The 15,557-nt window shown below is 71.9% G+C and carries 13 protein-coding genes; 11 read left to right on the top strand and 2 right to left on the bottom strand.

Annotated elements, in window-relative coordinates; translation table 11 throughout:
* Positions 1-25 precede the first annotated feature (25 nt).
* The 11 genes from ACYVLJ_RS13090 to ACYVLJ_RS13040 all read left to right on the top strand — a co-directional run bounded on the left by ACYVLJ_RS13090 (position 26) and on the right by ACYVLJ_RS13040 (position 13,114).
* Positions 26-1,312, top strand: a complete 1,287-nt coding sequence (locus tag ACYVLJ_RS13090; protein WP_460438823.1) for a dihydroorotase — start codon at positions 26-28, stop codon at positions 1,310-1,312.
* A complete protein-coding gene (locus tag ACYVLJ_RS13085; protein ID WP_460438822.1) occupies positions 1,312-1,806 on the top strand; it encodes a PH-like domain-containing protein in 495 nt (164 codons plus the stop codon). Before ACYVLJ_RS13090 ends, ACYVLJ_RS13085 begins: the two co-directional genes overlap by 1 nt.
* Entirely contained in the window at positions 1,803-2,924 is a 1,122-nt protein-coding gene (gene carA, locus ACYVLJ_RS13080) for a glutamine-hydrolyzing carbamoyl-phosphate synthase small subunit (protein WP_451975415.1), read from the top strand. Before ACYVLJ_RS13085 ends, carA begins: the two co-directional genes overlap by 4 nt.
* Positions 2,924-6,238 (top strand): carbamoyl-phosphate synthase large subunit, encoded by a 3,315-nt coding sequence (gene carB, locus ACYVLJ_RS13075; protein ID WP_451975418.1) that lies wholly within the window; start codon positions 2,924-2,926, stop codon positions 6,236-6,238. Before carA ends, carB begins: the two co-directional genes overlap by 1 nt.
* Complete coding sequence (gene pyrF / locus ACYVLJ_RS13070; RefSeq protein WP_460438821.1) at positions 6,235-7,080, top strand: beta/alpha barrel domain-containing protein; 846 nt, start codon at positions 6,235-6,237, stop codon at positions 7,078-7,080. The genes carB and pyrF overlap by 4 nt, the downstream gene beginning before the upstream one ends.
* Positions 7,081-7,187: 107 nt before the next feature.
* Complete coding sequence (gene mihF, locus ACYVLJ_RS13065; RefSeq protein WP_003096398.1) at positions 7,188-7,505, top strand: integration host factor, actinobacterial type; 318 nt, start codon at positions 7,188-7,190, stop codon at positions 7,503-7,505.
* Positions 7,502-8,155, top strand: coding sequence for a guanylate kinase (gene gmk, locus ACYVLJ_RS13060; RefSeq protein ID WP_451975423.1), 654 nt, complete (start codon positions 7,502-7,504; stop codon positions 8,153-8,155). Before mihF ends, gmk begins: the two co-directional genes overlap by 4 nt.
* Positions 8,152-8,424, top strand: coding sequence for a DNA-directed RNA polymerase subunit omega (gene rpoZ / locus ACYVLJ_RS13055; RefSeq protein WP_257919277.1), 273 nt, complete (start codon positions 8,152-8,154; stop codon positions 8,422-8,424). The genes gmk and rpoZ overlap by 4 nt, the downstream gene beginning before the upstream one ends.
* A complete protein-coding gene (gene coaBC / locus ACYVLJ_RS13050; RefSeq protein WP_451975426.1) occupies positions 8,417-9,637 on the top strand; it encodes a bifunctional phosphopantothenoylcysteine decarboxylase/phosphopantothenate--cysteine ligase CoaBC in 1,221 nt (406 codons plus the stop codon). The genes rpoZ and coaBC overlap by 8 nt, the downstream gene beginning before the upstream one ends.
* 93 nt (positions 9,638-9,730) lie before the next feature.
* The gene (metK, locus tag ACYVLJ_RS13045) at positions 9,731-10,933 is read left to right on the top strand and encodes a methionine adenosyltransferase (protein ID WP_451976167.1); all 1,203 of its coding nucleotides are present in this window, start codon (positions 9,731-9,733) and stop codon (positions 10,931-10,933) included.
* A gap of 90 nt (positions 10,934-11,023) precedes the next feature.
* On the top strand, positions 11,024-13,114 hold the full coding sequence (locus tag ACYVLJ_RS13040; protein WP_460438820.1) for a primosomal protein N': 2,091 nt from the start codon (positions 11,024-11,026) through the stop codon (positions 13,112-13,114).
* Positions 13,115-13,166: 52 nt separating this feature from the next.
* Here the strand turns inward: ACYVLJ_RS13040 and ACYVLJ_RS13035 are convergent, their stop codons facing one another.
* Both ACYVLJ_RS13035 and ACYVLJ_RS13030 read right to left on the bottom strand, forming a co-directional pair.
* The gene (locus ACYVLJ_RS13035; protein ID WP_460438819.1) at positions 13,167-14,507 is read right to left on the bottom strand and encodes a pyroglutamyl-peptidase I; all 1,341 of its coding nucleotides are present in this window, start codon (positions 14,505-14,507) and stop codon (positions 13,167-13,169) included.
* An 80-nt stretch (positions 14,508-14,587) separates the two neighbouring features.
* The gene (locus ACYVLJ_RS13030; protein WP_460438818.1) at positions 14,588-15,403 is read right to left on the bottom strand and encodes a lysozyme; all 816 of its coding nucleotides are present in this window, start codon (positions 15,401-15,403) and stop codon (positions 14,588-14,590) included.
* Positions 15,404-15,557 lie beyond the last annotated feature (154 nt).

Here is a 15,557-nt window from a genome sequence, read left to right as displayed (position 1 = left end):
CGCCGAGCGTCAGCGAGGTGCGCGCTTGAGCACCGTGATCAAGGGGGCACGCCCGTACGGCGAGGGCGACCCGGTCGACGTCCTGATCGAGGACGGCGTGATCACCGCGATCGGCGCCGTCCAGGTCCCCGAAGATGCCGAAGTCCTCGAAGCGAACGGCCAGGTCCTGCTGCCCGGCTTCGTCGACCTGCACACCCACCTGCGCGAACCGGGCCGCGAAGACACCGAGACGATCGACACCGGCTCGGCCGCGGCGGCGCTCGGCGGCTACACCGCCGTGTTCGCCATGGCCAACACCGACCCGGTCGCCGACAACGCCGTGGTCGTCGACCACGTGTGGCGGCGCGGGCAGGAGGCCGGCCTGGTCGACGTCCACCCGGTCGGCGCGGTCACCGTCGGGCTCAAGGGCGAAAAGCTCGCCGAACTGGGCACGATGGCCAAGGCGCAGGCCCGGGTCACGGTCTTCTCCGACGACGGCCTCTGCGTCGCCGACCCGCTGCTGATGCGCCGCGCGCTGGAGTACTCGACCGCGCTGGACGTCGTCATCGCGCAGCACGCCGAGGAGCCGCGGCTGACCGTCGGCGCCCAGGCCCACGAGGGCGAGCGCGCGGCTCGCCTCGGCTACACCGGCTGGCCCGCGGCCGCGGAAGAGTCGATCGTGGCGCGCGACTGCCTGCTGGCGCTGCACGCGAACGCGCGGCTGCACGTCTGCCACGTCTCGACCTCGGGCACGGCCGATGTGCTCGCCTGGGCGAAGGACCGCGGCACGAAGGTGTCGGCCGAGGTCACCCCGCACCACTTGCTGCTCACCGACGAGCGCCTCGCCACCTACGACCCGGTCAACAAGGTGAACCCGCCCCTGCGCACCGAGTCCGACGCCGAGAAGCTGCGGAGCGCGCTCGCCGAGGGTGTCATCGACTGCGTCGCCACGGACCACGCGCCGCACGCGGTGCAGGACAAGGACACCGAGTGGAGCGCGGCCCGGCCGGGCATGCTCGGGCTCCAGACGGCGCTGTCCATCGTCACCGAGACCATGGTCCGCACCGGCCTGCTCGACTGGCGCGGCGTCGCCCGCGTCATGAGCGAGCGCCCGGCGGAGATCGGCAACCTCACGAGCCACGGCCGGCCGATCGCGGTCGGCGAGCCGGCGAACCTCACGCTCGTCGACCCGGACGCCGAATGGACCGTCCGGGGCGCCGAACTGGCCAGCATCGCGGCCAACACCCCGTACGAGGGAATGCGGCTCCCCGGTGTGGTGACCGCGACCCTGCTGCGCGGGCGGGTCACCGCCCGGGACGGGAAGGTCGGCTGATGGAACGCCTCTGGCTGGTGCTGGCGATCGCCGCCTTCTTCCTGCTCTGCCTGTGGGGCATGTACGTGGGCTGGCGGCGCAAGGCGCGCTCGCAGAGCGTGCAGGTCCCGCCGTTCCCCGGGATCCCCGCGGAACCGGGTGCCGTCCTCCTGGAGTCCACCGGCGTGTACGTCGCCACGACGTTCGCGGGGGAGTGGCAGAACCGGGTCGTCACCCGCGGCGCGGGGCTGCGCACCGGCGCGGTTTGGCGCCTGCACGGCGCGGGTATCGCCGTCGAACGCGGGGGAGCGCCCGACTTCTGGATCCCCCGCGAAGCGATCACCGGCGTCCGCCGCGACTCGAAGATCGCCGGGAAGGTGATGGGCACCGACGCCCTGCTCGTCGTCACCTGGCGGGCCGGCGAAACCGAGGTCGACACCGGCTTCCGCGGCGACGACCTCGATGACTATCCACAGTGGATCGAACAGCTCAAGATCAAGGGAGGTGCCCAGTGAACGCGCGCGCTCAGGCCGCACTGGTGCTCGAAGACGGCCGGGTGTTCCGCGGCGCTGCCTACGGCGCGCAGGGGCGAACCCTCGGCGAGGCGGTGTTCTGCACCGGCATGACCGGCTACCAGGAGACGCTGACCGACCCGTCCTACCACGGCCAGATCGTGGTGCAGACCGCGCCGCAGATCGGCAACACCGGCTGGAACGACGAAGACGACGAGTCCTCGAAGATCTGGGTCAACGGCTACGTGGTGCGCGACCCCGCGCGCACGCCGTCCAACTGGCGCTCGAAGCGCACGCTGGACGAGGAGCTGGTGAACCAGGGCGTCGTCGGCATCGCCGAGGTCGACACCCGGTCGCTGACCCGCCACCTGCGCGAGCTCGGCGCCATGCGCGCCGGGGTCTTCTCCGGCGACGCGCTGGGCACGGTCGACGAGATGGTCGCCGACGTCCTGGCGAGCCCGAAGATGGAGGGCGCCGACCTGGCCGGCCAGGTCAGCACGCCCCAGCCGTACGTCGTCCCGGCCGAAGGCGAGACGCGCTTCCGGGTCGTCGCGCTGGACCTGGGCATCAAGTCCAACACCCCGCGCCAGATGGTCAAGCGCGGCATCGAGGTGCACGTGCTGCCCTCGACCTCGACGCTGGACGACCTCCTGGCCGTCGAGCCGCACGGCGTGTTCCTCTCCAACGGCCCGGGCGACCCGGCCACCACGACGCACGCCACCGAGCTGACCAAGCAGGTCCTGGGCCGCGAGATCCCGCTGTTCGGCATCTGCTTCGGCAACCAGGTCCTCGGCCGCGCGCTCGGCCTCGGGACGTACAAGATGCGCTACGGCCACCGCGGCATCAACATCCCGGTGATCGACGTCGCCACGAAGTCGGTGGCGATCACCGCGCAGAACCACGGCTTCGCCCTCGAAGGCGAGCCCGGGCAGCGCTTCGAGTCGCCGTTCGGCGCGGCTCAGGTCAGCCACTACTGCGCCAACGACGGCGCGGTCGAGGGCCTGCGGGCGTTCGACGTCCCGGCGTTCTCGGTCCAGTACCACCCCGAAGCCGCGGCCGGCCCGCACGACGCGGCCCCCCTGTTCGACGATTTCGTTTCGCTCATGGAGAAGAAGGCCTGATGCCGAAGAGGACGGACATCCAGCACGTGCTGGTGATCGGCTCCGGGCCGATCGTGATCGGGCAGGCCGCGGAGTTCGACTACTCCGGTACCCAGGCCTGCCGGGTGCTGCGCAGCGAAGGCCTGCGCGTCTCCCTGGTGAACTCCAACCCGGCCACCATCATGACCGACCCCGAGTTCGCCGACGCCACCTACATCGAGCCGGTGACGCCGGACTTCGTCGAGAAGGTCATCGCCGAAGAGCGCCCGGACGCGATCCTGGCGACCCTCGGCGGGCAGACCGCGCTCAACTGCGCCGTCGCGCTGCACGAGCGTGGCGTGCTCGACAAGTACGGCGTCGAGCTGATCGGCGCCGACATCGACGCCATCCAGCGCGGTGAGGACCGGCAGAAGTTCAAGGACATCGTGCGCACCATCGGCGCCGAGGTCCCGCGCTCGCGCGTCTGCCACGACATGGCGGAGGTCCGCGACACCGTCAAGGAACTGGGGCTGCCGGTCGTCATCCGGCCGTCGTTCACCATGGGCGGGCTCGGCTCCGGCATGGCGCACACGCCGGAGGACCTCGAGCGGCTCGCGTCCACCGGGCTCACCGAGTCCCCGGTCACCGAGGTGCTCATCGAGGAGAGCGTGCTCGGCTGGAAGGAGTACGAGCTCGAGCTGATGCGCGACAAGCACGACAACGTCGTGGTCGTCTGCTCGATCGAGAACGTCGACGCGATGGGCGTGCACACCGGCGACTCCGTCACCGTCGCGCCGACGATGACCCTCACCGACCGCGAGTACCAGGTGATGCGCGACGTCGGCATCGCCGTGCTGCGCGAGGTCGGCGTCGACACCGGCGGCTGCAACATCCAGTTCGCGATCAACCCGGCCGACGGCCGGATGGTCGTCATCGAGATGAACCCGCGGGTGTCGCGGTCTTCCGCGCTCGCTTCCAAGGCGACCGGCTTCCCGATCGCCAAGATCGCCGCGAAGCTCGCGATCGGCTACACCCTCGACGAGATCCGGAACGACATCACCGGCGAGACGCCGGCGTCGTTCGAGCCCGCGCTGGACTACGTCGTCGTGAAGATGCCGCGGTTCGCCTTCGAGAAGTTCCCGGGGGCGGACCCGACGCTCACCACGACGATGAAGAGCGTCGGCGAGGCGATGTCGTTCGGCCGCAGCTTCCCCGAGGCGCTCGGCAAGGTGATGCGGTCGATCGAGACCAAGGCGACCGGGTTCTGGACGCTGCCCGACCCCGAGGGCGCGACCGTCGAGTCCACTTTGGACTCGCTGCGCACGCCGCACGAGGGCCGGCTGTACGAAGTGGAGCGTGCCCTGCGGCTCGGCGCCACCGTCGAGCAGGTCCACGAGGCGAGCGGCATCGACCCGTGGTTCATCGACCAGATCGCCCTCATCGGCGAGGTCGGTGCCGAAGTCCGCGACGCGCCGGTGCTGAACGAAGACCTCCTGCGCCGCGCCAAGCGCACCGGCCTCTCGGACCGCCAGATCGCCGCGCTGCGGCCGGAACTGGCGGGCGAGGACGGCGTCCGCGCGCTGCGCCACCGCCTCGGCGTGCGGCCGGTGTTCAAGACCGTCGACACCTGCGCGGCCGAGTTCGCGGCCAAGACGCCGTACCACTACTCGGCCTACGAGTCCGACCCCGACGCGCAGTCCGAAGTGGCCGTCCAGTCGGACAAGCCGAAGGTGCTCATCCTCGGCTCCGGCCCGAACCGGATCGGCCAGGGCATCGAGTTCGACTACTCCTGCGTGCACGCGGCGATCGCGTTGCGGGAGGCCGGGTTCGAGGCCGTCATGGTCAACTGCAACCCGGAAACCGTGTCCACCGACTACGACACGTCCGACCGGCTGTACTTCGAGCCGCTGTCCTTCGAGGACGTCCTCGAGGTCGTCCACGCCGAGCAGGCGTCCGGCACGGTCGCCGGCGTGATCGTCCAGCTCGGCGGCCAGACCCCGCTGGGCCTGGCCAAGCGGCTGGCCGACGCCGGGGTCCCGGTCGTCGGCACGCCGCCGGAGGCCATCCACCTGGCCGAGGACCGCGGCGCGTTCGGCGAGGTCCTCACCGAAGCCGGGCTGCCCGCGCCGCGCTACGGCACGGCGACGTCGTTCGAGGGCGCCAAGCGGATCGCCGACGAGATCGGCTACCCGGTGCTCGTCCGGCCGTCCTACGTCCTCGGCGGGCGCGGCATGGAGATCGTCTACGACGAGGAGACCCTGGCCGGCTACATCCGCCGCGCGACCGAGGTCACGCCGGAGCACCCGGTGCTGGTGGACCGCTTCCTCGACGACGCCATCGAGATCGACGTCGACGCGCTGTTCGACGGCGAGGAGCTCTACCTCGGCGGTGTCATGGAACACATCGAAGAGGCCGGGATCCACTCCGGCGACTCGTCGTGCGCGCTGCCGCCGATCACGCTCGGGCACACCGACCTCGACGCGGTCCGCCGCTCCACCGAGGCGATCGCCCGCGGCGTGGGCGTGCGCGGGCTCCTGAACGTCCAGTACGCGCTCAAGGACGACGTCCTGTACGTCCTGGAGGCCAACCCGCGCGCGTCGCGCACGGTGCCGTTCGTGTCCAAGGCCACGGCGGTGCCGCTGGCCAAGGCCGCCGCGCTGATCATGACCGGCTCGACGATCAAGGACCTGCGCACCTCCGGGGTGCTCCCCGCGGAGGGCGACGGCGGCAAGATGCCGGCCGACTCGCCGGTCGCGGTCAAGGAAGCCGTGCTGCCCTTCCACCGCTTCCGCACCCCGGAAGGCCACGGCGTGGATTCGCTGCTGGGCCCGGAGATGAAGTCCACCGGCGAGGTGATGGGCGTCGACGTCTCCTTCGGCAAGGCGTTCGCGAAGTCCCAGAGCGGCGCGTACGGCTCGCTGCCGACGTCCGGGCGCGTGTTCGTCTCGGTGGCCAACCGCGACAAGCGCTCGCTGGTGTTCCCGGTGAAGCGGCTGGCGGACCTCGGGTTCGAGATCCTCGCCACGTCCGGCACCGCGGAAGTGCTGCGGCGCAACGGGGTCGCGTGCACGGTGGTGCGCAAGCACTACGAAGGCTCCACCGAAGCCGAGCCGAACATCGTGGACGTGATCCTCGCCGGCGACGTCGACATGGTGATCAACACCCCCTACGGCAACAGCGGTCCGCGCATCGACGGCTACGAAATCCGCACCGCCGCGGTGTCGCGCGACATCCCGTGCGTGACGACTGTGCAGGGCGCCGCGGCGGCCGTGCACGGCATCGAAGCGCTGATCCGGGGCGACATCGGCGTCCGGTCGCTGCAGGAGCTCCAGGCGGCGCTGAAGGCGCAGTCGTGACCGGGGAGCGGTTCGGGGCGCGGCTGGCGAAGGCCGTCGCGTCCCGCGGCCCCCTGTGCGCCGGGATCGACCCCCACCCGGGCCTCATCGAGGCCTGGGGGCTCCCGGTGGACGCCTCGGGCCTGGAACGGTTCGCGCTGTCCGCCACGGAGGTCCTGGCGGCGCGCGCGGCGATCGTGAAGCCGCAGTCGGCGTTCTTCGAAAGTTTCGGAGCGGCCGGTGTCCGCGTGCTCGAACGGGTCGTCGAAACGGCGCGCGAAGCGGGCTCGCTGGTGCTGCTGGACGTCAAGCGCGGCGACATCGGCTCCACGATGGCCGCGTACACGGCCGCCTACGTGGCCGACGGTGCGGCGATCGCCGCCGACGCGATCACCGTTTCGCCCTATCTCGGGTTCGGCTCGGTGGAGCAGTGCGCCGCCACGGCCGTCTCGGCGGGGCGCGGCATCTTCGTGCTCGCGCGGACTTCCAACCCCGAAGCGGCCGCCGTGCAGAACGCGAAACTGCCCGACGGGCGGACGGTCGCCCAGGCGATCGTCGACTCCGCGGCGGCGCTCAACGCTCATGTGGGGCCGCTCGGCGATGTGGGGGTCGTGGTCGGGGCCACCATTGCGCCGGGGGAGCTCGACCTCGCGCGGCTGAACGGTCCGGTGCTGGCCCCGGGTTTCGGCGCCCAGGGAGCCACTGCGGCCGATTTGCGGGCCCTGTTCGGCGATGGGCTGCCCGGAGTGCTTCCGGCGTCCTCCCGCGACATCCTGAAGCACGGTCCGGAGCAAGCGGCTTTGCGCCAAGCGGTCGAACGAGTCGCCGAAGTGCTGGCCGACCCGCAGGAAAACGACCAATAGCAGGGCCCGGAACGGGGTCCCACCAGGCACCCCCGCATTGTGGCCGGTGCTCACGGGTGGGTACCGTCGCGTCACCCACCCAGATTTGAGAACTACCGGAGGAAAACGTGGCACTTCCCCAGCTGACAGAGGAACAGCGCGCTGCGGCGCTGGAGAAGGCCGCCGCCGCTCGCCGCATCCGTGCTGAGCTGAAGGAGCGGCTGAAGCGGGGCGGTACCACTCTGGTCGACGTGCTGAAGCAGGCCGAGGAGAACGAAGTCCTCGGCAAGATGAAGGTTTCGGCTCTGCTCGAGGCCCTCCCGGGCGTCGGCAAGGTCCGCGCGCAGCAGACCATGGAACGACTGGAGATCGCCCCCAGCCGTCGCCTTCGCGGCCTCGGCGACCGGCAGCGCAAGGCGCTGCTGGCCGAGTTCAGCGGCGAGTGAACGGCGCCGGTCGTGACTACCCGGTGAACCGGGGCGCCGACCGCGGCAGTGAGCCGGTGGCGGGGGACACCTCCCGGCACCGGCTCACCGTCGTATCAGGGCCCTCGGGAGTCGGGAAGTCGAGCGTGGTGGGCGAGCTGCGGAAGCTGGAGCCCGACGTCTGGTTCAGCGTTTCGGTCACCACGCGCGCCCCGCGGCCCGGTGAGGTCGACGGCGCGCACTACCACTTCGTCGACCGCGCCGAGTTCGACGCGATGATCGCCGAGGGCAGGCTGCTGGAGTGGGCCGAGTTCGCCGGCAACCGCTACGGCACCCCCCGCGAGCCGGTCGAGAAGGCCCTCGCCGACGGGCGCCCGGCCGTCCTGGAGATCGAGCTCCAGGGCGCGCGCCAGGTCCGCGCGGCCATGCCCGAGGCCCGGCTGGTGATGCTCATGCCGCCGTCGTGGGACGAGCTGGTCGGCCGGCTCACCGGCCGCGGCACCGAAAGCGAGGCCGCGGTCCAGGCCCGGCTGGCCGAGGCGGAGCGCGAGCTGGCGGCGGCGGGGGAGTTCGACCACCGCCTCGTCAACGCCGACGTGCGAGAGGCCGCTGAGCACTTGCTAAACTTGATTACTGATCAGTCTGCCGAAGATTCGGAGCACCACGAGTGACCACCCAGGTTTCGTCCCTGCACGAAGAGCTCGAGGGCATCACCAACCCGCCGATCGACGACCTGCTCGAGAAGGTCAGCTCGAAGTACGCGCTGGTGATCTACTCGGCGAAGCGTGCGCGCCAGATCAACGACTACTACGCCCAGCTGGGCGAGGGCCTGCTCGAGTACGTCGGCCCGCTCGTCGAGCCGGGCCCGCGCGAGAAGCCGCTCTCGATCGCGCTGCGCGAGATCCACGGCGGCCTGCTCGAGCACACCGAGGGTGAGTAAGCCCAAGGTCGTCCTGGGCGTGGGCGGCGGCATCGCCGCCTACAAGGCCTGTGAGGTCCTGCGCGGACTGACCGAGTCCGGTCACGACGTGCGCGTGGTCCCCACCGAAGCCGCGCTGAACTTCGTCGGCGCGGCGACCTTCGAAGCCCTCTCCGGGCACCCGGTGCACACGGGCGTGTTCACCGAGGTGCCGGAAGTCCAGCACGTCCGCGTCGGCAAGGAAGCCGACCTGGTCCTGGTCGTCCCGGCGACCGCGAACCTCCTCGCCAAGGCCGCCCACGGCCTCGCGGACGACCTGCTGACGAACACCCTGCTCACCGCCCGGTGCCCGGTCGCCTTCTTCCCGGCGATGCACACGGAGATGTGGGAGCACCCCGCGACCCGCGACAACGTGGCCCTGCTGCGGTCGCGCGGCGCGATCGTCACCGAGCCCGATGCCGGCAGGTTGACCGGTGCCGACACCGGCAAGGGCCGCCTCGCGAACCCCGCCGAGATCGTCGACCTGGCCCGGCTCCTGCTGGCCCGGCCGGACGCCCTCCCGCGCGACCTCGAAGGCGTCCGCGTGGTCGTGTCCGCGGGCGGCACCCGCGAGCCCCTCGACCCGGTCCGCTACCTGGGCAACCGCTCGTCCGGCAAGCAGGGCTACGCGCTCGCCCGCGTCGCCGCCCAGCGCGGCGCCGAGGTCACCCTGGTCACCGCGCACACCGTCGCGCTGCCGGACCCGGCGGGTGCCGTCGTGGAGCACGTCTCGACGGCGGAGGAGCTGCGTCAGGCCGTGCACGCCGCGTCCCAGTCGGCGGACGTCGTCGTGATGGCCGCGGCCGTCGCCGACTTCCGGCCGGCGAACCGGGCCGACCACAAGATCAAGAAATCCGACGACCAGCCCGACCCGGTCATCACGCTCGACCGCAATGCCGACATCCTCGCGGAATTGGTGCGAAACCGGCGTCCCGGTCAGGTCGTCGTCGGATTCGCGGCGGAAACCGGGGACGAGCACGGCGACGTCCTCGACCACGCCCGCGTGAAGCTCAAGCGCAAAGGCGCGGACCTGCTGGTGGTCAACGCCGTCGGCGACGGGAAGGCGTTCGGCACGGAAGACAATTCGGGCTGGCTGCTCGGCTCGGACGGCACGGAAATCCCCATACCTCTCGGCGCGAAGGCTGAACTGGCGTCCACCCTGTGGGACGCTGTTGTGAGCTTCATGAAGCGTTGACCGTCCCCCGAGCGATAGTCAGTACGCTTGCACAGGTAAGGGGTGCCTAACTTTCGGGGCATCCGACGACAAGGTGAGGAAGTGACGGCCACCGTGACCGCGTCTAGCAGCAGATTGTTCACCTCGGAGTCGGTGACCGAAGGGCACCCCGACAAGATTTGCGACGCCATCAGCGACTCGATCCTCGACGGCCTGCTGTCGAAGGACCCGCGCAGCCGCGTCGCCGTCGAAACGCTGATCACCACCGGCCAGGTGCACGTGGCCGGCGAGGTGACCACCGAGGCGTACGCCGACATCCCGACCATCGTCCGCGACGTCATCCTGAAGATCGGGTACGACTCTTCGGCCAAGGGCTTCGACGGCAACTCGTGCGGCGTCAACGTCGCGATCGGGTCGCAGTCGCCCGACATCGCGCAGGGCGTCGACACCGCGTACGAGTCGCGCGTCGAGTCCGACGAAGACGAGATCAACCGCCAGGGCGCCGGCGACCAGGGCCTGATGTTCGGCTACGCCTGCTCGGACACCCCCGAGCTGATGCCGCTGCCGATCGCGCTGGCCCACCGGCTGTCGAAGCGGCTGACCGCGGTCCGCAAGGACGGCGTACTGCCGTACCTGCGCCCGGACGGCAAGACCCAGGTCACCATCGAGTACGCCGGCGACCAGCCGGTCCGCCTCGACACCGTGGTCGTCTCCTCGCAGCACGCCGACGGCATCGACCTGGACCGGATGCTCAGCGTCGACGTCAAGGAGCACGTCGTCGGCCCGGAGATCGAGGCACTGGGCATCGACACCTCCACCGCGCGGCTGCTGGTCAACCCGACCGGCCGCTTCGTCATCGGCGGCCCGATGGGCGACGCCGGCCTGACCGGCCGCAAGATCATCGTCGACACCTACGGCGGCATGGCCCGCCACGGTGGCGGCGCGTTCTCCGGCAAGGACCCGTCCAAGGTCGACCGCTCCGCCGCGTACGCCATGCGCTGGGTCGCCAAGAACGTCGTCGCCGCGGGCCTGGCCCAGCGGACCGAGGTGCAGGTCGCGTACGCGATCGGCAAGGCGGCCCCGGTCGGCCTGTTCGTCGAGACGTTCGGGACCGAGACGGTCGACCCGTCGAAGATCCAGCAGGCCATCACCGAGGTCTTCGACCTGCGGCCCGCCGCGATCATCCGCGACCTCGACCTGCTGCGCCCGATCTACGCCCCGACCGCGGCGTACGGCCACTTCGGCCGGCCCGAGCTGGACCTCCCCTGGGAGAGCACGGCCCGCGCCGAGGCCCTGAAGGCCGCGGCCGGCGCCTGACGCACGATCCGGTGAAGGCCACCCCGCGGACGCCGCGGGGTGGCCTTCCTCGTGTCCGGGGTGTCGGTGGGGTCTGGTAGAGATCACGGCGTGAGTAGTCCCGAGCCCGCCGCTCTCTGGGAGCTTCCGGAGAAGCCGCCTTCGCCGAAGGCGGCGCCGTCGCGTGCCCGGAAGAAGCCTTCGCGCAGCGCCAAAGGGGCGCAGCAGCCCGCGCCCGAACGGCCGGTCGCGCGGATCGTCGTCGACATCCCCCTGGCCCACCTGGACCGCACGTTCGACTACCTCGTGCCGGAAAAGCTGCACGAGACCGCCGTGCCGGGCTGCCGCGTCCGCGTCCGGTTCGCCGGGCAGCTCGTCGACGGCTACCTGATCGAGCGCGGCGAAACCAGCGACTACGACCGGAAGCTGGCGTTCCTGGACCGCGTGACCTCGGCCGAGCCGGTGCTGCCGCCGTCGTTGCACGCGGTCTGCCGGGCGGTCGCCGACCGCTACGGCGGCACGCTGTCCGACGTCCTGCGCCTCGCGATCCCGCCCCGGCACGCGAAAGCCGAGGGCGAGCCCGCCTCGGCGCCGGCCGCGCTCCCGGACGCGCCCGACACCGCGGCGTGGGCGCGCTACCAGCGTGGCCCGGCGTTCCTGGAGGCCCTCGCCGAGGGGAAGCCCGCGAACGCCGTCTGGCAGGCCCTCCCGGGCGAGGACTGGCCGCGCCGGCTCGCCGAAGCCGCCGGTTCCGCGGCCGCCGCGGGCCGCGGCGCGGTGCTGGTGGTGCCCGACCACCGCGACCTGACGCGGGTGCACGAGGCGTGCGCGGCGGTGGTGGGGGAGGACGCCGTCGTGGCGCTGATCGCGGGGCTCGGCCCGGCCGAGCGCTACCGGCGCTGGCTGGCGGTGCTGCGCGGCGCGGTGCGGGTGGTGGTCGGCACGCGGGCGGCGATGTTCGCGCCGGTGCACGAACCGGGCCTGTTCGTCGTCTGGGACGACGGCGACGACCTGCACCTCGACCAGCACGCGCCGTACCCGCACGTCCGGGACGTGCTGATGGACCGCGCGCACGCGGCGAAGGCGTCCCTGCTGGTCGGCGGCTTCGCGCGGACGGCCGAGGCCCAGCTGCTGGTCGAGTCCGGCTGGGCGGCACCGGTCCTGGCCGACCGCGCGACCCTGCGTTCCTCGGCACCCCGCGTGACCCCGGTCGGCGAGGACTTCGACGTCGCCCGCGACGAAGCCGCCCGTGTCGCCCGGCTGCCGGCGGTGGCGTTCGAAGCGGCCCGCCAAGCGTTCGCGGCGGGCTTCCCCGCCCTGATCCAGGTGCCCCGCCGCGGCTACGTCCCGGGCCTGGCGTGCGGGAACTGCCGCACGCCCGCGCACTGCCGCCGCTGCGCGGGACCCCTGTCGCTGCCGGGCGGCTCGGTGGACGGCCGCCCGAAGCCGCCGGCGTGCCGCTGGTGCGGCGTCCCGGAGACGGCGTTCCGCTGCACGGCGTGCGGCTCGGTCCGCCTGCGCGCGGTGATCGTCGGCGCGAAGCGGACGGCGGAGGAGCTGGGCCGCGCGTTCCCGGGCATCCCGGTCCGCACGTCGGGAGCGGCGGAGGTCCTGGCGTCGGTCCCCGGAAAGCCGGCGCTGGTGGTCTGCACGCCGGGAGCCGAGCCGGTGGCCGAAGGCGGCTACGGTGCGGCGCTCCTGCTGGACGGCTGGGCATTGCTGGGCCGCCAGGACCTGCGCGCGGCGGAGGAGACGTTGCGCCGCTGGATGGCGGCGGCCGCGTTGGTGCGCCCGTCGTCGTCGGGTGGGCGGGTCATCGTCGGGGCGGAGGCGGGCCTGGCGGTGGTCCAGGCGCTGGTCCGCTGGGACCCGGCGTGGCACGCGGGCCAGGAGCTGGGGGAACGCCGCGAGCTGGGTTTCCCCCCGGCGATGCGGATGGCCAGCGTGGAGGGCACCCCGGACGCGGTGGCGGGCTTCCTCGCGGACCTGCCGTTACCGCCGTCGGGCGAAGTCCTGGGCCCGGTGCCCCTCGGCGAGATCGACGACGAGGGCAATGCGGACCGCGAGCGGGCGCTGGTCCGCGTTTCCCGCGGCGAGGGCAAGGCCCTGGCCGCCGAAATCCACGCGGCGGCGGCACGTCGGGACGCGAAGAAGGCCACGGAACCGATCCGCGTCCAGCTGGATCCGCTGGACCTCATCTAGCGTCCTCGCCCGCGCGCGGAAACCAGCTGGCGCGCGGGCGATTCCACCCGAATCAGCCGCCCAACACCGTGCCGGGCAAGGATTCCAGCGCCGCACGCGGCGATTCCGGTGCCCGCGGCGCGATTCCGGCTGCCGGTCCCCCGGCCGCGGCGGTCGTCAGGTCGATCACCTGGGCCGCGATCGCCTGGCGGCGCCCCTCGAACGCCGCGTCCGTCAACGCCGCCGGGTCGGCGGGCTGGCCCAGTACCGGCGTGTGCAGGTGCCCGCCCGCGACCGACGTCAGCCCGAGCCCGAGGCGGACGCGATTGCTGCGGTACATCGATTCGTTCGACAGGTAGTTCCCGCCACCGCCGGATTGCGCGCTCTCGCCCGGCGACGGCGCGTCGGACCGGCACACCGGCGTCCCCGCGCCCGGTTCGCCGGGCCACACGCAGAACGCCTGGTTGAAGGTGACCGGGTACGCGCCGGGCACCTCGAGCATCCGCTGGTACGGCAACGTCGTCTCGATGAACTGGACGTCCGGCTGCGGCCAGCCCGCCGCCGGCGGGACACCGCCCGTCACCGACGCGTTGTTGTTGTCCGGGAAGCCGCCGCGCCACGCTCCCGCCCAGCGCTCGACGTCGAACCGGCCCGGGCGGCCCTGGCTGATCGTCATGATCACGTCCGGCCGCCGCGCGCGGTCGCGCAACGCCGTGCCGTAGGCCGCTTCGACGATTCCTTCGTCGAAGTAGCCCCACACGACCGGGAAGCTCACCGCCTGCACCACGGCCCGCCCGGACGGCGTGTCCAGGACGCGCCCGTCCAGTTGCAGGGCCGACGCCCCCGCCGGGTTCGAGATGGTCAGGCCGCGGCCGTCGAGCTGGAACGGGTCGAACCCGCTGACCATGATCCGCCGCACCGGCCCGAGCGGGAACCGGACGTCGTCGAGGCCGCGCGAGCCGCGGTCGAACGCCGTCAGCAGCGCGTCCCGCTGCGAAGGGAACGACGCCAGCCGGCGGATGGCACTGCTGAGCTGCAACCGCGCCCAGTACAGCGGCCGGTCGTCGAACCGGTCCCAGGCACCGAGATCGGGACGGCGGCCCTGCGCGCGGTCGACGGCCGTCCGCCACAACCGGTCACCGGCCTGCGTGACGACGCGCTCGGCACGTCGTGGCGTCCGCGCCGCGCAGAGGTCGCGTTTCACCTCGGCGACGAGCGGGTCGAACCCGGCCAGCCGGACCAGCTCGGGTCCGACGGCGGGACCACCCGACGGCAGGGAAGCCGAAAGGCGCTGCTCCTCGACGGTCAGCGGCACGGTGGGGTCGAAGCAGGCGGGCGCGGCCGCGGCGACGGCGGGGAAGGCGAAGAGCGGAACGGCGGCGAGCAGGGGGAGCAGAGCGGCGGTCAGGCGCACGGATTTCCCTCCACGACGTGGGTGACGCGGCCGAGTCTTCCGCCGACCGCGCCACCCGCGTAACCCGCGGAAGTCGGGGATCAGCCCGTGGCGAGCACCTTCAGGCGCGTGATGTCCGCGCTGAACGAGTCCTGGTCGATCGGCGAGGAGCTGTACTGCCAGAACGTGTAGAAGCCCCAGTTGTACGGCAGCGTCCCCGCCGACGACGCGTAGCGCGCCACCCAGAGCGGGTTCGTCGAGCTGAAGTCACCCGTGTTGCCGGTGCACTGGCTCCACCAGCTCGTCGCCGTGTAGATGACCGGCCAGCGGGTCGTCTTCGCGTGGTACTCGTCGCTGAACGCCTTGATCCACGCCACCATCTGGGCCGGCGTCTTGCCGTAGCAGGCGTTGTTCGGGCCCCACTCGATGTCGAGCGTGCCCGGGAGCGTCTTGCCGTCCTTCGACCAGCCGCCGCCATGGGCGACGAAGTAGTCGGCCTGGGCCGCGCCGCCCGAGGTGTCCGGGCGGCCGTAGTGGTAGGCCCCGCGGATCATGCCGACGTTGTACGAGCCGGTGTACTGCTGGCTGAAGTAGGCGTTCTGGTAGCCGGTGCCTTCGGTCGCCTTGACGTAGGCGAACTTCTTGCCCGCGCTCCAGTACGAAGCCCAGTTCACGTTGCCCTGGTAGGAGCTGACGTCGATGCCGGGGACGCTCGAGTCCACCGACGCCGGCGCGAGCCCCGCCGGGGCCACGCCGTCGTGGGCGCGGATCGCCGCGCCCATTTCGTGGTTGTTCGACGCGTCCTGGTCCGGCAGGCCCGGCGCCGCTTCGGCGCCGGCGGCGGTCACGACCAGCAGGGAGGTCGAGACGGCCACAGCGGCGCCGAGCAGGCGGCGCCACCTCCGTGGTGCGGTCATCTTCAGTTGTCCTTTCGGTTGCCCTCGCTGTGCGCGGCTGTGCAGGGCCGCGCCGGACGATTCTGTGGCGTTGGCGTGGGCAGTGTCACTCCTCCAGGTGAGGCAATTTCGAAGTCTGGGGAAACTCGTAAAATCTTGACGAACGGGGTGCGTC

This window comes from Amycolatopsis stemonae (genome assembly GCF_054781455.1).
This window is presented reverse-complemented; position numbering and strand designations above follow the sequence as displayed.

Coding starts and splice junctions, on each gene's coding strand:
- ACYVLJ_RS13085 (WP_460438822.1), top strand. CDS start 1,312: ATGGAACGCCTCTGGCTGGTGCTGGCGATCGCCGCCTTCTTCCTGCTC.
- carB (WP_451975418.1), top strand. CDS start 2,924: ATGCCGAAGAGGACGGACATCCAGCACGTGCTGGTGATCGGCTCCGGG.
- ACYVLJ_RS13030 (WP_460438818.1), bottom strand. CDS start 15,403: ATGACCGCACCACGGAGGTGGCGCCGCCTGCTCGGCGCCGCTGTGGCC.